The 19,804-nt window shown below is 33.5% G+C and carries 21 protein-coding genes; 5 read left to right on the top strand and 16 right to left on the bottom strand.

Annotated elements, in window-relative coordinates; all coding sequences use genetic code 11:
• Positions 1 to 263: 263 nt before the first annotated feature.
• The 5 genes from tpiA to IR213_RS07945 form a co-directional block, all read right to left on the bottom strand.
• Positions 264 to 1,016: a triose-phosphate isomerase gene (gene tpiA, locus IR213_RS07965; protein ID WP_194311780.1), complete on the bottom strand. Its 753-nt coding sequence runs from the start codon at positions 1,014 to 1,016 to the stop codon at positions 264 to 266.
• A 39-nt stretch (positions 1,017 to 1,055) separates the two neighbouring features.
• Complete coding sequence (locus IR213_RS07960) at positions 1,056 to 1,553, bottom strand: TlpA family protein disulfide reductase (RefSeq protein WP_194311779.1); 498 nt, start codon at positions 1,551 to 1,553, stop codon at positions 1,056 to 1,058.
• A gap of 139 nt (positions 1,554 to 1,692) precedes the next feature.
• Positions 1,693 to 1,965 (bottom strand): hypothetical protein, encoded by a 273-nt coding sequence (locus IR213_RS07955; protein ID WP_194311778.1) that lies wholly within the window; start codon positions 1,963 to 1,965, stop codon positions 1,693 to 1,695.
• A 15-nt stretch (positions 1,966 to 1,980) separates the two neighbouring features.
• Positions 1,981 to 3,081: a BT_3928 family protein gene (locus IR213_RS07950; protein ID WP_194311777.1), complete on the bottom strand. Its 1,101-nt coding sequence runs from the start codon at positions 3,079 to 3,081 to the stop codon at positions 1,981 to 1,983.
• Positions 3,082 to 3,129: 48 nt separating this feature from the next.
• A complete protein-coding gene (locus tag IR213_RS07945; protein ID WP_194311776.1) occupies positions 3,130 to 3,669 on the bottom strand; it encodes a DUF1599 domain-containing protein in 540 nt (179 codons plus the stop codon).
• Positions 3,670 to 3,784: 115 nt separating this feature from the next.
• Between IR213_RS07945 and folP the strand changes: the two genes are divergently transcribed.
• Entirely contained in the window at positions 3,785 to 4,615 is an 831-nt protein-coding gene (gene folP / locus IR213_RS07940) for a dihydropteroate synthase (RefSeq protein ID WP_194311775.1), read from the top strand.
• The gene (locus tag IR213_RS07935) at positions 4,612 to 5,226 is read left to right on the top strand and encodes a hypothetical protein (protein WP_194311774.1); all 615 of its coding nucleotides are present in this window, start codon (positions 4,612 to 4,614) and stop codon (positions 5,224 to 5,226) included. Before folP ends, IR213_RS07935 begins: the two co-directional genes overlap by 4 nt.
• 31 nt (positions 5,227 to 5,257) lie before the next feature.
• Here the strand turns inward: IR213_RS07935 and rlmH are convergent, their stop codons facing one another.
• The 4 genes from rlmH to arsC all read right to left on the bottom strand — a co-directional run bounded on the left by rlmH (position 5,258) and on the right by arsC (position 10,096).
• On the bottom strand, positions 5,258 to 5,731 hold the full coding sequence (gene rlmH, locus IR213_RS07930) for a 23S rRNA (pseudouridine(1915)-N(3))-methyltransferase RlmH (protein ID WP_194311773.1): 474 nt from the start codon (positions 5,729 to 5,731) through the stop codon (positions 5,258 to 5,260).
• Between the two features lie 235 nt (positions 5,732 to 5,966).
• The gene (locus IR213_RS07925) at positions 5,967 to 7,112 is read right to left on the bottom strand and encodes a saccharopine dehydrogenase family protein (protein WP_194311772.1); all 1,146 of its coding nucleotides are present in this window, start codon (positions 7,110 to 7,112) and stop codon (positions 5,967 to 5,969) included.
• Between the two features lie 106 nt (positions 7,113 to 7,218).
• Positions 7,219 to 9,660: an outer membrane beta-barrel family protein gene (locus IR213_RS07920; RefSeq protein WP_194311771.1), complete on the bottom strand. Its 2,442-nt coding sequence runs from the start codon at positions 9,658 to 9,660 to the stop codon at positions 7,219 to 7,221.
• A 94-nt stretch (positions 9,661 to 9,754) separates the two neighbouring features.
• Complete coding sequence (gene arsC / locus IR213_RS07915; RefSeq protein WP_194311770.1) at positions 9,755 to 10,096, bottom strand: arsenate reductase (glutaredoxin); 342 nt, start codon at positions 10,094 to 10,096, stop codon at positions 9,755 to 9,757.
• Positions 10,097 to 10,202: 106 nt separating this feature from the next.
• Between arsC and IR213_RS07910 the strand changes: the two genes are divergently transcribed.
• Together IR213_RS07910 and IR213_RS07905 are read left to right on the top strand one after the other, a co-directional pair.
• Positions 10,203 to 11,108, top strand: coding sequence for a CPBP family intramembrane glutamic endopeptidase (locus tag IR213_RS07910; protein ID WP_194311769.1), 906 nt, complete (start codon positions 10,203 to 10,205; stop codon positions 11,106 to 11,108).
• 19 nt (positions 11,109 to 11,127) lie between these two features.
• Complete coding sequence (locus tag IR213_RS07905; protein WP_194311768.1) at positions 11,128 to 12,165, top strand: AMP-binding protein; 1,038 nt, start codon at positions 11,128 to 11,130, stop codon at positions 12,163 to 12,165.
• Between the two features lie 67 nt (positions 12,166 to 12,232).
• Here the strand turns inward: IR213_RS07905 and IR213_RS07900 are convergent, their stop codons facing one another.
• The 5 genes from IR213_RS07900 to prfB form a co-directional block, all read right to left on the bottom strand.
• The gene (locus IR213_RS07900; protein ID WP_194311767.1) at positions 12,233 to 12,655 is read right to left on the bottom strand and encodes a DoxX family protein; all 423 of its coding nucleotides are present in this window, start codon (positions 12,653 to 12,655) and stop codon (positions 12,233 to 12,235) included.
• A 108-nt stretch (positions 12,656 to 12,763) separates the two neighbouring features.
• Positions 12,764 to 13,534, bottom strand: a complete 771-nt coding sequence (locus IR213_RS07895; protein WP_194311766.1) for an alpha/beta fold hydrolase — start codon at positions 13,532 to 13,534, stop codon at positions 12,764 to 12,766.
• Positions 13,535 to 13,536: 2 nt separating this feature from the next.
• Positions 13,537 to 15,165: an acyl-CoA carboxylase subunit beta gene (locus IR213_RS07890; protein ID WP_194311765.1), complete on the bottom strand. Its 1,629-nt coding sequence runs from the start codon at positions 15,163 to 15,165 to the stop codon at positions 13,537 to 13,539.
• A gap of 79 nt (positions 15,166 to 15,244) precedes the next feature.
• Positions 15,245 to 16,243 (bottom strand): UDP-3-O-(3-hydroxymyristoyl)glucosamine N-acyltransferase, encoded by a 999-nt coding sequence (gene lpxD / locus IR213_RS07885; protein ID WP_194311764.1) that lies wholly within the window; start codon positions 16,241 to 16,243, stop codon positions 15,245 to 15,247.
• Positions 16,244 to 16,504: 261 nt separating this feature from the next.
• Positions 16,505 to 17,603 (bottom strand): peptide chain release factor 2 gene (prfB, locus tag IR213_RS07880; RefSeq protein ID WP_194311763.1). Its coding sequence is split into 2 segments (ribosomal slippage): positions 16,505 to 17,539 and positions 17,541 to 17,603, totalling 1,098 coding nucleotides; the frame shifts between segments, so codons are not numbered across the junction.
• Positions 17,604 to 17,688: 85 nt separating this feature from the next.
• Between prfB and IR213_RS07875 the strand changes: the two genes are divergently transcribed.
• Positions 17,689 to 18,708 carry a threonine aldolase family protein gene (locus IR213_RS07875; RefSeq protein WP_194311762.1) on the top strand — a complete coding sequence of 340 codons (1,020 nt, stop codon included), beginning with the start codon at positions 17,689 to 17,691 and terminating at the stop codon, positions 18,706 to 18,708.
• A 43-nt stretch (positions 18,709 to 18,751) separates the two neighbouring features.
• On the opposite strand, the gene IR213_RS07870 is transcribed toward IR213_RS07875, so the two are convergent.
• Positions 18,752 to 19,162, bottom strand: coding sequence for a DUF1003 domain-containing protein (locus IR213_RS07870; RefSeq protein ID WP_194311761.1), 411 nt, complete (start codon positions 19,160 to 19,162; stop codon positions 18,752 to 18,754).
• A 225-nt stretch (positions 19,163 to 19,387) separates the two neighbouring features.
• Entirely contained in the window at positions 19,388 to 19,708 is a 321-nt protein-coding gene (locus IR213_RS07865) for a YbaB/EbfC family nucleoid-associated protein (RefSeq protein ID WP_194311760.1), read from the bottom strand.
• Positions 19,709 to 19,804 lie beyond the last annotated feature (96 nt).

Below are 19,804 nucleotides of genomic sequence, written 5' to 3'. Positions count from 1 at the left end.
GATACAGTAAATTTAAGAAATTATTACTTATTACCGAAAGGAAAAGGTGTTTTTTTTGGTTATTTACAATCATTAAATCGTTGTTTAACAATATTTTATGATTTTTTATTATCTTGAATTCTGATATTTTATATAACCATATTTTGATGAAAATTTACTGCAATTTTGTTTTTAGTATTTGGAAAGAGATAATTTTTAAACACAAAAAATCCCCAACTATTTTCATAATTGGGGATTGAATTTATAAAGTTTAATCTAAATTCTTAAATGGCATTTACTATTGCCACAAAATCTTTGGCATTAAGTGCAGCTCCACCAATAAGACCTCCGTCAACATCTGGTTTAGAGAAGATTTCTTTTGCATTATCAGGTTTTACGCTTCCTCCATAAAGAATTGAAACATCTTCGGCGATATCGCTTCCAAAGGCTTTGCGAACGGTTTCCCTAATGAATTCGTGCATTTCCTGTGCTTGTTCAGGACTCGCAGTTTCTCCGGTTCCAATTGCCCAAACTGGCTCATAAGCCAAAACAATTTTTTCCCAGTCTTTTGCTTCTATATGGAATAAACCATCTCTTAATTGATTTTCAACAATATTAAAATGAGTTGTAGATTGACGATCTTTCAATTCTTCCCCAAAGCAAAAAATAACTGTCATATCATGTTTCAATGCTGTATCAACTTTGCTAGCAATTACCGCATCAGTTTCGTGAAAAATCGCTCTGCGTTCTGAATGTCCTAGGATTACAGTGTTTACACCAACGCTTTTTAGCATATCAGCTGAAATTTCGCCAGTATAAGCACCACTTTCTGCTTGGTGCATATTTTGTGCTGCCACATTGATAGCGGTAAATTCTAAATGATCTACTGCCGAAGCTAAGTTTACAAAGGTAGGAGCAACTATTATTTGTGCATCACTTTCAGTAGGGATTTGTGCTATTAATTCGTTTAATAAATCTTCGGTTTGTTCTGCATTTTTGTGCATTTTCCAGTTTCCTGCTACAATCTTCTTTCTCATTTTAATTGTGTTTTTATAATTCTATTTTATTTCTAATTTCTATTTGTTTAAATCTTTTAAAGCCGCATTTATTTTTTCAAAATCGGTTTCAATGGCTCTGTATATAACGATTTTCCCTGTTTTGTCAATGATAATATATCTTGGAATCCAGTCTAAATCTATGGCTTTTCCAAAAACACCTTTCATTTGGTCGTTTGCCATAAAATGATCGCCTTTTAGTTCGTGTTTTTCTATTCCAATTTTCCAATTTTCGACCGTTTTATCCATCGAAATAAATAAATAAGCAGCATCGGGATTATTGGCTTGTAACTCTTTTATTTTTGGCATTGCTTTGACACAATCCCCACACCACGAAGCCCAAACTTCGATAACGAGGGTTTTGCCTTTGTATTTTTTTAGAATATTTTTAAAAGCAACCTGACTTCCATCACTAGATAATAATGTTTGAGATAATGCTTCTTTAGAAAATGATTTTTTTTGGGCATGTGTGCAAGAAAAGCTGGCAAAAGCAAAAAGTAAGGCAAGTATTTTTTTCATTTATTTATTTATTTTAATTTAGGCAAAATTACATTTTAAATAGCAAAATTTTTGAAGAATAAAAAACAAAATTTCAAACATTAGTTATATTTTGACATCATGATAGTTTATTCCAACAATAAGAAATAAAAAAAGGATTTTATTCCGATTTATCATTTGAATTTTCATCTAAATAAATTCGTTTGGTTCTTTTTCTTCTCTTTGTAAAATAAAGTTGTTTGATAGTGTAACCAATATAAATGCCTGAAATTGCCATTAAAGAACAACCTAATATAACGTGAAATGTAACCCCTAAAGGCACCTCAAACCAAGTAGAGACTTCGTTTAGAAAATAATAACCTATTCCAAACACGATACAACTTATAAAAATAAGTATTAATTTTTTTTTCTTTCTTTCTCTTCTGCTACTCATAATACTAACGGTAAATTATAAATTCAAATCATCAATATCGTTGTAATGTAATTTTTGCATTATAGTTCCATAATGTAAAACCACGAAACTAGGATTCGCTCTTTCTATAGTTTTTAAAGCTGTTGCATCACAAAAAAGGAAATCAAAAGGAAATCCATATTTCTTTTTTACTCCTGCAATTACATCAGTTGAGGAGCCCGTAACAATGGCTACATAATATCCTTTTGCAGAAGCATCTTTGTACAATTTGTTCAGTTTTTGCAAAGCTTCTGTATTTGCTTTTTCTAAATCATAAGCTACAATCAACAGAGATTTTTCTTTTGAAAAAATCAATTGTGTGTTATCGTTTCCGTCTAGTTCCAATTTAAAATCGTGAATAGGAGGTTGGTAGCCTTGAACGATAACCTTGTCTTTTCTGTCAACAAACTTGGCTCCAGCCGGAAGTGACATCAAATCCTTTTCAGTAAATTCCTTCTCAACGCCATTAACATTATAAATAAAAATCATTTCCACTACACTTTTTGGTGCGTTATCAGGAATTTCCATTGCTGTTTTGAGATTTGTTCCCACTTTATAAGGTCTGAAATCTTTTAAAGGCAAATGATTTAAAACCCAATACCCCATAAATGCGCACAAAGCGATGCTTATTAAAACCAAAATATTTTGAATTGTATTCGAAAATAAAGGTTTTATGTATTTTTGATTGTAAAGTAAAATAAGGATGAAAAATAATAATATCAAATCTTTCGAAAAAGATTGCCAAGGGGTTAAATGTAAGGCATCGCCAAAACATCCGCAGTCTTTTACCACATCAAAATAAGCAGAGTAAAAGGTCAAAAATGTGAACAAAACTACTAAAAGCAACAAACTCCAAATCGTTAATTTTGATTTGTAACCAATGAGTAACATAACGCCTAAGACTACTTCTAAAATTACTAAAAACAATGCTAAAGCCAATGAATAAGGCACAAAGAGCGGCATGTTAAAAACTGGCTCACTAAAATATTCTTCTAATTTATAAGAAAAACCTAAAGGATCATTTAATTTTATCAATCCCGAAATAATGAATAAAATACCGACGAAAAGTCTAGAGAATTGTGCGATGAAGTTTTTCATAACTGTATGATTTTATTTTTTTAAATTGGTTTTTATAATTTCTTACTACTAAAATTTCTTCATTAAAATCAAAGCAAAAACAGCGTAGTTAATCATATCCTGATAATTAGCATCAATGCCTTCAGAAACCAAAGTTTTTCCTTTATTATCTTCAATTTGTTTCACGCGAAGCAGTTTTTGTAAAATCAAATCCGTCAATGAACTTACACGCATTTCACGCCAGGCTTCCCCATAATCGTGATTTTTATCTTCCATTAGTTGTTTGGTCAAAGCAATTTTTTGGTCGTACAATTCTGTTGCTTTTTCCACGTTTAAATCAGGTTGATCCACAACTCCAAGCTCTAATTGGATTAAAGCCATAACCGAATAATTAATAATTCCGATGAACTCACCAGTTTCATCTTCATCTACTTTTCTAACTTCATTTTCCTGTAAACTTCTTATTCTTTGGGCTTTAATGTAAATTTGGTCTGTCAGGGAAGGTAATCTTAAAATACGCCAAGCACTGCCGTAATCTTTCATTTTATTGATAAATAGCGAGCGACAAATTGCAATTACACTATCGTATTGTTGTGAAGTTATGTTCATTTATTGATGTATATTTGTCACAAAAATAAGAATAATTTTTTTGTTTAAAGAATGAAGATAAACGAATGTTAAGTTTTAAGTATTAAATTGTTCAAGTACTAGCCAACAGCTCAATATGACTATAAATTGTAATGGAAATTTAATTGATTTATCCACTCCCAAAGTGATGGGAATTTTGAATATTACGCCAAATTCGTTTTATGACGGCGGGAAATTCATTAATGAAAGTGAAATTTTGCTTCAGGCAAGAAAGATAATTTCAGAAGGAGCAACTTTTATCGATATTGGTGCCTATTCCAGTAAACCAAAAGCGGAGTATGTTTCTGAAAATGATGAATTGAAAAGGATTATACCTATTGTAAGTTTAATCCAGAAAAATTTCCCAAAAACGGCAATTTCTATCGATACTTTCAGAAGTGAAGTGGCGAGGATTTGTATCGAAAATGGCGCATCCATTATCAACGATATTTCAGCAGGAAGTGTTGATGAAAAAATGATGGAAACAGTTGCTAAATATAATGTTCCATACATTATGATGCACAAACGCGGCACTCCAGAAACAATGCAAACAATGACTAATTATGAGAATATCGTTAAGGAAATACTGTTCTATTTTTCAGAAAAAGTGGCAGCAGCGAGAAGTTTTGGCATCAACGATTTGATTCTTGATCCGGGTTTTGGTTTTGCGAAAACACTAGATCAAAATTATGAAATTTTACAAGAATTAGAATTATTTGAAATACTGGAATTGCCTTTACTTATAGGCGTTTCCAGAAAATCGATGATTTATAATGTGTTCAAATGTACTCCCGAAGAGGCTTTAAACGGAACTACGATTATAAACACCATTGCCTTGACGAAAGGAGCAAAAATACTTCGTGTTCACGATGTAAAAGAAGCAATGGAATGTGTTACTTTATTTAATAAAACGAATCAATTTATATGAAATATTTTAGTGTAATTATTCTTTTTATTCTGTTTTCCTGTGGGAACAAAGAAGCTGTTTTGTTGCCAAAATCCAATGTGACAGTTGTTGGAGACGTTGTAGATCATTCGCCGATTTATATTTTTTTTAGAACCAAGGGAAAAGACACTTTGGCGGAAGTAAATAAGAAAAACGAAATTATTTCAACTAACTGGATTTTTAATATTGACAAGCGATTGCCTTTACGATTAGTGATTCCGGAAGTGATAAAATTGCAGGAAAAAAAGCGAAGTGAAGTGGCTCATAAAAATGAATTAGCCGAAAATTATTATTCTTATGCTGACAGTATTGGTAAGAATTTGGCGTTTCTACCTTTCACGAAAGTGGTTTATAAAATGAAAAAACCAATGTTTAGTTTTGTTGTTTTTTTTGACAAACACAATGAAATATTTGTAGACGGCACATCAGGAAGTCGTGAAGAACTTAAACAATTATTAAACAATTTACCCAAAGATAAGCTCAAAAAAATAAGATTTCGTTTTGATCCAAATATGAGTTTTGGGAATTATATTCAAAATGAAATTTTAATTCAAAGTTTAAAAATTCAAAATAGAGAAGAATTTATTTTTTAACTAAATACTGCGACTTTCCACTGATTACTTTTTATTGATGATGATAAGGTTCATTCTTCAAAATTGTGAATCCACGATACAACTGTTCGATAAAAAATAAACGCACCATTTGATGTGAGAATGTCATTAGCGAAAGCGAAATTTTACCATTTGCTTTTGCATAAACTGTTTCCGAAAAGCCATAAGGACCACCAATTACAAAAACTAAGGTTTTTATTCCGGCATTCATTTTCTTCTGTAATTCTTCTGAGAAAGTCACACTTGAGAAAGTTTTTCCGTTTTCGTCCAATAAAATAAGTTGGTCGGTTGGCGTTATTTTTGCTAAAATCAATTCTCCTTCTTTTTCTTTTTGCTGACTTTCCGACAAGTTTTTCACGTTCTTAATATCAGGAATTACCTCTAAGTCGAACTTGATGTAAAACGACAACCGTTTTTGATATTCATCAATTAAGGATTGAAGATTTTTATTGTCGGTTTTGCCAATGGCGATTAGTTTTATGTTCATTGGTAAGAGTTTATTTTTCCTTAATTATTGTAGCTACTTCTCTAATTAACAAAGATGTTAAAGCACCAATAACAAAAATGGACAAAAATTCTACTGTTCGAATAGTGCCGTGGTCAACGATTCTTGAATAATTTCCAATTGAAATTAGTAGCATTATTGCTAAAACTATTGTTCTTCTTTTAGAGTTCATAAGATTATTACTTTGAGATTAAAAGATATTGAAAAGAGCTTTAAATTATACTTTTTGTATGGTTTGAGTTTTTATGTAATTTACATTTCTCTCTTTCAAATAATTTAAAATGTATTCAAAACAGGATTCGTGTTTCCCAATCAATTCCGGCGGAAAAATTCCTTTTTCAGTAAACAAACCTTCTAAAAACATATTGGCTACAGCCGTTGCCGTATATCCCGTTGTTCTTGCCATTGATGAGGTTTGGGTTTCAGGACAATATTCATCGTATAAATTATAGACTACTTCTTCCTTTTCTCCATTATTATTTTCCCCTTTTAATGTGATGCGCATTACAGTTAATTCTTCTTCGGTTTCACCCAATTTCCATTCGTTAAAAAGAATTTTACTGGTAAAATCAAGAGGTGAAATTTCTGTTCCGTTTACCATTATTTTCTTTTCACTAAAGAATCCGCTGTCTTTTAAAACTCTTACATATTCAACATGGCCAGGATATCTTAGGGTTTTTTCTTTCATATTTTTGATGTGTGGCATCGTAAATAGTATGGACCGCAATCCATCAGAATTGAAGGATTCTAAAGTTCCAACTTTGTCAAATTCCACAAATTCGCAGTCGGTTAAAGCTTCGCGGATAATTATGTTTCCGTTTTCGACATAGCGGGCAGGACGTGTATATTCTTCGATTACATCAATTGGCGAAAAAGGCGCTTTGTAATTGAAAGGCCATTTTTTAATCTTTGGCAAACCGCCAACTAAGGTTTCAAAATCAGTCAATTTCAGTTTTTCATTGTAATATCCCAAAATGATATTGTGCATTCCTGGTGCAACGCCACAATCAACAATAGCAGTTACTCCTTTTGCTTTTGCGAGGGCATCTAATTCGAGGGCATTTTCTGGAAAAAAAGAAATATCTACCACATTTTTACCCGCTTCAATAACGGTTTTTATGGTTTGAAAACCAAGAAAGCCGGGAACTGCGCAAACAACAAAATCATAAGCTGCAAGAACAGATTGAAGTTTTTTTGTGTCACAAACATCTACTTGTAAGATGTTGATGTTTTGATGCTTTTCTTTTACGTAATCTAATCGTTGAATACTTAAATCTGCGATGGTTACGTTGTGTTTCTTTGATAAATCTGCGGCCATTGCACTGCCAACCATTCCTGCTCCTAAAACTATTATATTGGTCATGTTTTTAATTTGATGTGTTTAAAAAAAAATTGAAGCTAAGATAGTGTTTCATGGATCTATTCTGAAAATTAATAGGCTGCAAATTCAGCCTATATTTGTATAATTATTATCCTTGAAAATCTTCACCACCGTTATCAGTTTCTCTTTTTGGCTGTTTTTCTTTATCAGTTTTCTGCTTGTTGAATCGATAAGTGAACGAAAGCGTGAATTTTCTTTGCTGAAATTGCATTTCTCCATAGGATTCGATTACACCTGGAATAAGGGTTTCCATTTTTCTTTTTCGGGAGTTAAAGACGTCATTAATGTTAAAAGCAACAGTTGCTTTTTCTTTCATCACATCTTTACTAAATCCAAGATTCATGGCAAAGATACCCAATATTTTTCCTTGAGCAGTTTTTTGATCCCCATTGTAATTTATATTGGTTTGCCAATCAATTTTATTAGGCAAAGTTACTTTTGAAGTTAATTTAGCCGACCAAGAAGAGGTGTTTTTATTGAAATTCTGGGTAATTACTTGGTTTTTATAGTCTGTATAAGTGTAATCCCCTTTGGTATCAATATTAAAAAAATTGAAATTAGAGTTTAATCTCCACCATTTGTAAGCTGTATAATTTAAATTGAATTCGAAGCCAGTTCTAAATTCAGTTGCAAGGTTGATGGGGGTTGAAATGATTACAGGAACGCCATTTACATAATCGCCGGATTCTAATCTAACAAACATAAAAACATCGGTAGTTTTGTTAGTATATAAGGAAGTGCTTAGCATAAATTTATTCCATTTTTTTAAGAATCCAAAGTCAACAGCATCGGTCATTGCAGGATTCAAATCTGGATTTCCCTGAAAAATATTGATATTACTGGAATAATTGCTGAAAGGATTAATCATTCTCCCTCTGGGACGATTAATTCTTCGGCTATAATTTAATGATAAACTACTTTTCTCTGAAACTTGGTACGTTAAAAAGGCAGATGGAAAGAAGTCGTTGTATTTTTTATGGTTATAATCGTTAGTAGTATATTGATTTACATCAACATTTGTGTCTTCCCAACGAAGCCCAAACAGATAAGAAAATTTGTTTACTTTAAGACCATATTGTGAATAAAATGCATTTACTTTTTCAATGTATTCTAGTTTATTGGTAAAGTCTGTATTGATGACAGTACCATTATATACAGTTACATCTGTTATTTGATTGGAGAAATTACCACGATAACCAGCTTCAAATTGCCCTCCTTTTCCTATTGGTAGAACATAATCTGCTTGTAATAATTCTTTGTTTCGTTTTTGGATATTTTTAGTAAAATCATTGCCGCTTTCGCTATCGGCTATATTAGCTGTTTCCTTGTCATTATTGTTTGAAATTTGAAAATCGATATCTAATTTATGTCCATCTTTCTTGAATTTTTTTTGCAAACTTGATTTGTATTCAACATCTTCGCCTTTTGAATCTTCATTATTAACTCGCTTTTGAATATAATGATCCAAAGAATTAGCAAATTGTTTGTCAAAACTCACGTTGTCTATGTTGTTCTCATTACTGTTTCTGTAATTAATGGAATTTGTCCATGTGGTAGTTTCGTTAAGATACAGTTCGAGACCTAAATTTCCATTGTAACTTTTGTCCATACTCTTATTCTTCCTTGTTTCTAATATATATTCAGGAGAATTTGGATTTGGATTGAGATAATTAGTTTCGACCATTACATTTCCAGGATTACTTCTGTTCGCATATCCTTGGTTAGTAAATAAATTGTATTTTTTTGCTTTATAATTCAAAGTTCCGCTAAGACTATTGTTTTCAGGATAACCTGTCGCCGCAATAAAAGTTCCGTTGAAACCCAAGTTTTTTCCTTTTTTAAGAATAATATTTAAAATTCCTGCACCACCCTCGGCATCATATCTCGCAGATGGATTCGTGATCACTTCAACTTTATCAATAGCATCAGCTGGAATTAATCGAAGTGCTTCAGCAATATTAATTGCATTTGACGGTTTTCCGTCGATAAAAATGGTCACGCTTTCATTGCCTCGTAAACTCACAATTCCTTCAGAGTCTACTGAAACAGATGGGATATTATCCAGGACATCACTTACAGTTCCGCCTTTTACCATCAAGTCATTACCAATACTGTAAACTTTTTTGTCTAATTTGATTTGGACAGACGTTGTTTCAGAACGAACCACAACTTCGTTCAATTGTTTGGCATCTTCTTCTAGAGATATTTGACCTAAATTAGTACTTTCCTGAAGTTTTCGTTGAGTAAATAGGGTAGGTTTAAAAGAAATGAATTCTATTTTGATATTATAAATTCCAGGTGTAACATCAATATCAAATTCCCCTTTTGGATTAGTAATTCCCCCGGTAGTTGCTTTTGGAAATTTTGGATTTGTAAAAGTGACCGTAGCATATTCTAATGGTAGTTTGCTAATTTTTTCGATTACAGTTCCTTTGATTTTGATTTTTGCTGCTTGTGGTCTTTCTTGTGAATAATTAAGTGTTGAAATTAATAGCAATACTAAAATCATAATAAATTTGAGATGTTTCATTAAAAGGTGTTTTTTATTCTAATTGGAAAGTGAAAATTGGATTTGGTTTAAGGGGAAAACCATAAATATTTGTTAAAATACTTAAACGTAAGTTTTAAAGAATGGTTGTGACTTTTTCTAAAGGTCTTGCAATAATAGCCTTATCACCGTTGATAACAATAGGTCTTTCGATTAAAATTGGGTTCGAAATCATTGCATGGATAATTTCATCATCTGATAATTTTTTATCTTTGAAATTTTCTATCCAAATTTTCTCTTTTTGACGCACTAATTCAATTGGTTTTATTCCTAATTTTTTAATGATTGTCTTCAATTCCTCAAAAGTAGGGACGTCCTCAAGATATTTGATGATTTCGTATTCTTTGCCTGAATCTTCAATGAAAGCAAGGCATTCTCTTGATTTTCCGCAACGTGAATTATGATAAATTTGAATCATAAGTTTTGTGATTTATTTTTTGCAAAGAAAGGCATAAAAACAGAAAATTAAGTTAAATTCGGACTGACAAAATTGAAGTTAAATAAGAATCAATTAAATTTTATAAATGTTTATAGAACAAGCTTATAAAGGAAATAATATTTGGTGGCGTGTTTTAATTACCACATTATTAACCGCAGGAATATTTGTTGCAAATTTTATTGCCTATTTCATGATGTCAAAAAAACAAGTGGATGATGCCTATAAATCGATGAGTGATATTCCAAATAATATGTCGCTGATAATTAATTTGTCTCCCTTTATTTTTCTGTTAGGATTTTTGTTTTTATTGGTCCGTGTTTTGCACCAAAGAAGTGTTCTTTCATTAACAACTTCTAGAAAATCAATAGATTATAAACGGATTTTGTTTTCCTTTAGTTTAATCATTTTGCTGACGATTGCTGCTTTTGCAATTTCTTATTCTATGGATCATTCGACCATTTTATGGAATTTTAATCCAATGAAATTTGCTATTTTATTTATAATAAGTATGTTGTTATTTCCATTCCAAATAGGTCTTGAAGAATATTTATTCAGAGGTTATCTAATGCAGCAAATTGGAATTATTGCTAAGAACAGATGGTTTCCTCTGCTAATTACTTCCGTTGTTTTCGGGTTATTTCATAGCGCCAATCCTGAAGTTGCTAAAATGGGTTATGAAGTTATGGTTTTTTATATTGGAACTGGCTTATTATTGGGAATTATGACATTAATGGACGAAAGTCTGGAACTGGCTTTAGGTTTTCATTTAGGGAATAATTTGATGGCCGCTTTGTTAATTACTTCCGATTATTCAGCGATTCATACGGATGCACTTTTTAAATATTCAGGAGTTGAAAACACAACTGATACACTTAATGAAATGTTAGTTTCAATGGCGATTATCTATCCAATTATTTTATTTATCTTCGCCAAAAGGTATAAATGGACAAATTGGAAAGAACGTTTATTTGGTAAAATTAAAGTTGTTTAAATCAAAATAATATAAAATTATGAATATAGCAGAATACAATAAAGTACACAATCTTTTTAAACTAAACGGATTTCATATCAACCGTGAAAATTTATGCAGAGTTGCTTACAGTTTTGTAAAAGAAGGACAAGAATACGAGAAATCTGTTGGCGATTTTATCCTCGATTGGTTTGATAAAAAAGACTATATGGAAATGAGTACTTCTGGTACTACCGGCGATCCAAAGCCAATTCGTATAGAAAAGCAAGCAATGATGGAATCGGCTTTGGCAACTGGAGATTTCTTTGACTTATCTCCTGGGAATAAGGTATTGCATTGTTTGCCAATGAAATATGTAGCAGGAAAAATGATGTTTATTAGAGCCTTTATTTTAGGGTTAGACATGAAATTTGTTGCCCCAAGTTCGCATCCATTAGAAGGCATTGACGAAAAATTTGATTTTTGCGCAATGGTTCCGCTGCAAGCAAAAAATTCTTTAAAAGATTTGTATAAAGTCAAGAAATTAATTATTGGAGGTGGGAAAGTGCATAAAGCCCTTGAGCAAGAATTATTGAAATTGCCAATCAAAATTTACGAAACTTATGGAATGACCGAAACTATTACTCACATTGCAGCAAAAAAAATTGGAGAAAAAGCTTTCACAGTTTTACCAAATGTGACAGTTTCTGCTGATGAAAGACATTGTTTGGTAATAGATGCAAAGTATATTAGCGATAAAAAAATTGTGACTAACGATATTGTAAATATAGTATCTGACACGCAATTTGAATGGATTGGTCGAATTGATAATGTGATTAATAGTGGGGGTGTTAAATTGATTCCAGAGCAAATTGAAGAGAAACTTTCGACCCTGATTCCAAGACGTTATTTTGTTTGCGGTCAAGCTGACGAAACTCTTGGTGAAAAAGTAGTGCTTTATGTCGAAGGAGAACCAATTGTTATCGAAGAATCTGTCTTTAATGTTCTAGGCAAATTCGAAAAACCTAAAGAAATTGTTTTCATTCCTAAGTTCAAAGAAACGGCTACAGGAAAAATTATGAGAAAAGAAAGTATTTAATTATCAGTGAGATGAAATAATTTATAAAAAGAGAGGACTTCAAATCCTCTCTTTTTTGTTTTCAAATTTATTCCTGCATTTTAAAATAGTAATCAGCAGAATGTTTTCCGCTTCCATAAATTAAGAAAATGATGCAAATTCCAAGAGTTACTAATGATAAAAATAAATTTTGAGAATGCATTTCTCCCATAAAATTTATTACAATAGCGCCAATCAATATAGGTAATTGGGCTATAATTGCCCATCTTGTGAGCAATCCAAAAAAGATTAAGATGCCACCCAAAATGTGTGCCGAAGCTACATAATGTAAAAGAATCATTCCGCCACCAAACTTGTCAATTGGTGACAATAAATCTGCTAAATATTGGAGGTTTGTAATAAAGGTTACTCCTTTTGAAAATAAAAAAACTCCAAGTGCCATTCGAACTAAATCTACCGGAAAATAAGTGTGCGCATTCGCCCATTTATTTAAAAATTTTACGCTGTTCATAGTGTTTAAGTTTAAAAGCTAATACTAAGGTACTAATTTTTAACGTAATAAAAAGATTTGTCTAAAAAATAAAAAATTCAAAAAAAGATATTTTAACTACAATTTAATTTATTGTTGCATTAAAAAATGCAAAACTATTTCATTAAAAAGGGTTGTATTTTCTATCAAAGCAGAATGTGAACTATTGGGCAAAATTGCCAATTGTGCATCGGGAATGGATTCATAAATTTTAAGGGTATGTTCTCCTTTGATTTCATCGTGATCACCGGCAATGATTAAAGTTTTGGATTTGATGACATTTAAATCGGAGTATTTCAAATTGGGATAATAAATGTCTAAATTGTTTAAATCGATATCTAAATCATTTTCGTGGTTTTTATTTTTATTTTCTAATTTAGCAACCGTTTTTTTCATATCATCAAAATGAACGACACCTTCAGGAAATATATTTGCTCCAGATGTTACTAGTTTATTGACTTTTTCAGGATATTTTATGGCGAATAATAACCCAATTATTCCACCATCGCTCCAGCCAAGAATATTTGTTTTTTTGATGTTTAATTTGTCAAGAAATAAATTAATGTCTTTAACCTGAAGGTCAAAAGTCAATTCAACCCCTTTTTGATAACTTGAATTTCCTCTTCCTCTGCAATCAACTAATACAACCTTAAAATGTTTCGAGAATTCCGCAACTTGATTTTCAAAGCAAACAAATGACCCTCCGTTGCCGTGAATCATTAATAATGGTTCTCCTTTACCATAAATTTCGTAATATAGTTTTACGCCATTTACATCAACATATTTGCCGTTTTCATGAAGTTTTTGTGCACTTATATTTAGTGAAATAATAGCAATTAATATGAAGAATATTTTTTTCATTGTTAAACCTGTATCACTCCCAAATTAAATTTCTTTTCGATAGGCGAATGGTTTGCAGCTTCAATTCCCATCGAAATCCAGGTTCTGGTTTCTAAAGGATCGATTATGGCATCTGTCCAAAGTCTGGAAGCTGCATAATATGGCGAAGTTTGCTCATCATAACGCGCTTTTATTTTTTCGAAAAGTGCCATTTCTTTGGCTTCATCCACGATTTCTCCTTTTGCTTTTAGCGAAGAAGCTTCAATTTGTGCCAATACTTTTGCAGCTTGTGTTCCGCCCATAACGGCAAGTTCTGCACTGGGCCAAGCCACTATTAATCTTGGATCGTATGCTTTTCCACACATTGCATAATTCCCTGCACCATACGAATTTCCAACAATAATGGTGAATTTTGGTACTACTGAATTAGAAACGGCATTCACCATTTTGGCACCATCTTTTATGATTCCACCTTGTTCAGATTTGGAACCAACCATAAATCCTGTAACATCTTGCAAGAAAACCAAAGGTATTTTTTTCTGGTTGCAATTGGCAATAAATCGGGTTGCTTTATCTGCGGAATCCGAATAAATTACGCCACCAAATTGCATTTCACCTGTCTTAGTTTTCACCACTTTTCGTTGATTGGCAACAATTCCCACAGCCCAACCATCAATTCGTGCATAACCCGTGATAATAGTTTGGCCATAACCGTCTTTGTAAGCTTCAAATTCAGAATTATCGACCAGTCGGCTGATTATTTCCATCATGTCATACTGTTCATTTCGGGCTTTTGGCAAAATACCATAAATTTCATTTTCATCTAATGCTGGTTTTGCGGACTTGATTCGACTAAAACCGGTCTTGTCATAATCGCCAATTTTGTCTATAATATTTTTAATTTTATCCAAAGCGTCTTTATCATCTTTGGCTTTATAATCTGTAACACCCGAAATTTCGCAATGTGTTGTTGCTCCGCCAAGGGTTTCGTTATCAATATTTTCGCCAATGGCAGCTTTGACTAAATAACTTCCAGCAAGGAAAATGCTTCCGGTTTTATTCACAATCAAAGCTTCGTCGCTCATTATAGGAAGATAGGCGCCACCGGCAACACAACTTCCCATAACTGCCGAAATTTGTGTAATTCCCATACTGCTCATCAGGGCATTGTTTCTAAAAATGCGTCCAAAGTGTTCCTTATCAGGAAAAATTTCGTCTTGTAGTGGCAAATAGACTCCTGCGGAATCCACCAAATAAATTATTGGTAATCTGTTTTCCATCGCAATTTCTTGTGCTCGCAGATTTTTCTTTGCCGTAATTGGGAACCAGGCTCCCGCTTTTACAGTCGCATCATTGGCCACGACTATGCATTGTTTTCCTTTTATGTATCCAATTTTTACCACAACACCTCCCGAAGGACATCCGCCGTGTTCGATATACATTCCTTCGCCAACAAATCCGCCAATTTCAATAGATTTCCCTTTGGCGTCAAGCAAATAATCAATGCGTTCCCGCGCCGTCATCTTGCCTTCGGCATGTAATTTTTTGATGCGTATTTCGCCTCCACCTAGTTTTACTTTGGCAAATTTATGACGCAGATCAGAGAGAAGGAGTTTATTGTGGTCTTCGTTTTTATTGAAGTTCAAGTCCATAATGAAATTGTGTTTATCTGAAAATAGAGACGGCTAAATTACAAAACCATAGTAATAGATTTGAGAATATTTTCCAGATTTATTTCTTGGATTCATTAACGAGCCTTTTTAAAATCGCCCATTGTTTTAATGCATCTCGAGCTTCAACTGCAGGATAACCTAACATCGTTTTTCCGGCTGGAATGTCACCTGTAACACCTGACCCGGCACCAACAATTGCTCCATCGCCAATGGTTACGTGGTCTTTTATTGATGCGCTTCCGCCAATGATAACTCCGTTTCCTAACGTTACTGAACCTGCTAATCCAGAATTTCCTGCCATGATACAGAATTTCCCTAAAATACTATTATGGCCAATTTGTACTAAATTGTCAATCTTGCAACCATCACCTAAAACTGTTGAGCTGAATTTCCCTCTGTCGACACACGAATTTGCACCAATTTCGACTCCATTGCCAATAATTACGTTTCCTATTTGTGGAATTTTGACCAACCCTTTTTCAGGACAAGGGCGAAATCCAAAACCGTCTGCGCCAATCGTGGCATTAGGGTGAATGATACAATCTGAGCCTATATGACAACGTTCTCGAACTACTGCACCGGGCCAAATTATCGTGTTTTTTCCTATCGTGCATTCATCAAGAATAGTAACATTAGGATAAATAATGACGTTTTCGCCAATTTTAACTTTTGGACCAATATAACTTCCGGCGCCAATTTTTGTTCCGTTTCCTATAATGGCAGTTTTCTCTATAATTGCTTTTGTATGAATATCAATGCTAAATAATGGAGTAGGCGGAGCAAAAAGTTCTAAAACTTGCGACATTGCTAAATCAGCATTTTTTACTTTGATAAAAACCTTGTTTTTTCCGGGTTCAATCGAAATATCTTCGTTAACAATTGCTGCGCATGCTTTAGATGTTTCCCAAAATCTTTCGTATTTCTTGTTTCCAATAAATGAAATATCAGAAGCACCAGCAAGTCCTAATTGTTCTGGCGCTGTAATTATTATGGAAGTATTACCTATAAGAGTGCCTTTTAAAACTTCATTTATTTCTTGAATGGAATAGGATTTCATTGATGTTGGATTAGTTGGGTATGGGATATATTTGCTAAATATATTAAATTTGAGTTGAATTTCCTAATGGATTGCTTAGAGCCAAGTTTTATAGTCTGTCCCAGAGAAAATTTAACAATAAAATAATGTATTCATCTTACGGTTGTTTGCTTGCGTTTTTGGATGGAAAAAGATTGTTTTGTATGTATAAAACTCAAATAAAAACCCGACAGGTTTCAAAAAACTGTCGGGTTTAAAATATCTAAATATTGCCACTGCAAACTATTCCTCTTCTTTTTGTCCCATCATCATCAGGAATGCTTTCAGGAACTCGTCAATTTCGCCATTCATCACGCCATCAACATTGCTGGTTTCATAACCGGTGCGAACGTCTTTGACTAATTTATAAGGTTGCATCACATAATTTCGAATTTGCGATCCCCATTCGATTTTCATCTTTCCGGCTTCAATATCGGAGCGTTGTTCTTGTTGTTTTTTCAGCTCAATTTCATACAATTGAGATTTAAGCATTTGCATCGCCCGGTTTCTATTGTCGTGTTGCGAACGTGTTTCCGAACATTGAATCTGAATCCCGGAAGGTTTGTGGACTAACTGAACTTTCGTTTCCACTTTATTCACGTTTTGCCCTCCAGCACCACTCGAACGAGCTGTTGTGATAACAATATCGGCAGGATTGATTTCAATTTCTATTGTATCATCGACCAGCGGATATACATAAACCGATGCAAAAGACGTGTGTCGCTTGGCATTGCTGTCAAAAGGAGAAATTCGCACCAATCGATGCACTCCGTTTTCACCTTTCAAATAGCCAAAAGCATAATCACCTTCGATTTCTAAGGTTACTGTTTTTATGCCAGCTGCATCACCTTCCTGGTAATTCAGTTCCCGCAATTTGTAACCCGATTTTTCGGCCCACATCATATACATTCGCATCAACATCGAAGCCCAGTCGCAACTTTCGGTTCCACCAGCACCAGCCGTAATTTGTAGCACCGCACTCAAACTATCACCTTCATCCGAAAGCATATTTTTGAATTCAATCGCTTCAATATGATGTTCGGTATTATGGTACTGCTCGTCTAATTCCTCCGCAGAAAGTTCCCCCTCTTTGTAGAATTCGTAAGCCAGTTGCAACTCATCAGTCATTTCGACTGCTTTATTGTAATCTTCAATCCATTTTTTCTTGGAGCGAAGATTTTTTATATAGATTTCGGCTTCCTTGGCATTGTTCCAAAAGTCTGGAGCCAAGGTTTTTTCCTCTTCGTTGGTAATTTCGATTAGTTTGGCATCAACGTCAAAGATACCTCCTCAACGCACCAAGGCGCTCTACAATACCTTTTATTTGTTCGGTAGTTGTCATAAATTATAGTAATTTTGTGGCACAAAAATAGAAAAATTTTGCGAAGGGACAAGTCGAGAACCATTCGTACTGATATAAAAATAATATGGAAATTAATTTAGTTAGCGATACCGTTACAAAACCTACACAAGAAATGTTGCGAGCAATGTTTAAAGCCGAAGTTGGTGATGATGTCTACAAACAAGATCCAACTGTAATAGAATTAGAAGCCAGGGTTGCCGAAATGTTTGGGATGGAAGCAGGACTCTTTTTTCCTTCGGGAACAATGGCAAATCAAACGGCCATCAAATTACATACGCAACCTGGCGAACAACTAATCGCTGATAAATGGGCACACGTTTATAATTACGAAGGCGGAGGAGCTTCCTTTAATAGTGGTGTTTCCTGCTGTTTATTGAATGGAAATCGCGGAATGATCACGGCTGGACAAGTGGCCGGTTCCATCAATGATCCAGAATTTTATCACAGCCCGCTGACAAGTTTGGTTTGTGTCGAAAACACGACTAACAAAGGAGGTGGCGCCTGTTATGATTTTGAAGAATTTAAGAAAATAAGGAAGGTTTGCGATGCCAATAATCTGAAATTTCACTTGGATGGTGCCAGGATTTGGAACGCTTTGGTTGCCACCAATGACAATCCAAAAAATTACGGAAAAGTATTTGACACGATTTCCGTTTGCTTGTCCAAAGGTTTGGGAGCGCCAATTGGTTCCCTTTTATTGTCCGATAAAGCCACGATTCACAGGGCTTTGCGAATTCGAAAAATTCTTGGTGGCGGAATGCGTCAAGTAGGTTATTTGGCGGCAGCCGGAATTTATGCATTAGACAACAACATCGAAAGATTGGCAGACGATCATAGGCGTGCCAAGGAATTAGGAGCTGTTCTAGAAAAACTGAATTGGGTCGAAAAAGTAGAACCTGTAGAAACCAATATCTTAATTTTCTCGGTTCGATTTAATATAGACGAAGCCGTTTTGATAGAGAAATTAAAACAAAAAGGAATCTCGATAAGCACAATGGGACACGGAAAATTACGAATCGTAACACATCTTGATTATCGTGAAGTGATGCACACTTATGTGATGGAAACTTTGGAGAAGTTGTGAATAATTTAAACCTGTCAGGTTTTTAATAACTGTCAGGTTTTAATTATTTCTTCATTTGTTCTAACATTGCAATAATCTTGTCTAGTTTATTTACTTCAAGTTGGTTAAGTTTTATTGTAAGGGCTTCAATTTCAAGTTTTGCATCAATGTTTGTTTGATAATCAGCCTGAGCCTGCAAACGGTCTCTTTCGTTTTGTCTGTTTTGAGCCATCATAATAATTGGCGCAGCATAAGCAGCTTGTGTCGAAAAAAGAAGATTGAGCAATATAAATGGATATACATCCCAATGGTAGAAATAACCAATAATATTTAGTCCCATCCAGAGGATTACTAAAACGGTTTGAAGAATGATAAATTTCCAAGAACCCATTCCTCTTGCCACTGAATCAGCTAAACGACTTCCGAAGCTTAATGTTTCAACGTGTTTTTCGTGCCAATTTTTGTGATTTATCATTTGATTTGATATTATTATTGGGTTAAATTATTTTTTATAGTTCTTGAATGTAGTTTAAAACTATGCACTTTCAATACAATTATCTTTCCGGTTTTAAAAATTATGCCACTGATTCACAGATTATAGTAATTGTTTTAAAAATCTGTGAATCAGTGGCAAGAATCTATATTTCAGTGTGCAAATTAAGGCAACAAACAAATCTATGGAATTTAAGTCCTTTGTAGTTTATTTAAACATTTCATCCATTCCCGGAATCATTGGCATATCGACTTTAGCGACAGCATCTAATTCTGCTTGGTTTACTTTTGCGGCTTTTTCGATGGCTTTGTTCAAGGTTACAATCAAATAATCTTCTAATTGCTCTTTGTCTTCCAATAAAGAATCGGCTATAGAAATAGATTTTAGTTTTCCGTTGGCCGTGAAAGTTACTTTCAATGCGCCGTCATTGCTATGTTCGTCTATTAAAACCGAATCCAAACGTAATTTAGTTTCTTCAATTTTTCGTTGGGTTTCCTTCAATTTACCCATCATTCCCATTAAATCCATTTTTATGATTTTTTAATATGTCACGCAAAATTACTATTTTGCAAAGTGATATTGATTAAAATTTTGATAAAATATAGATCCATTCTAAACTATGTT

The sequence above is a fragment of the Flavobacterium soyangense genome, assembly GCF_015277675.1.
GTDB lineage: Bacteria > Bacteroidota > Bacteroidia > Flavobacteriales > Flavobacteriaceae > Flavobacterium > Flavobacterium soyangense.
The sequence above is the reverse complement of the archived record's forward strand: the minus strand, read 5'-3'. Positions and strand labels throughout refer to the sequence as shown.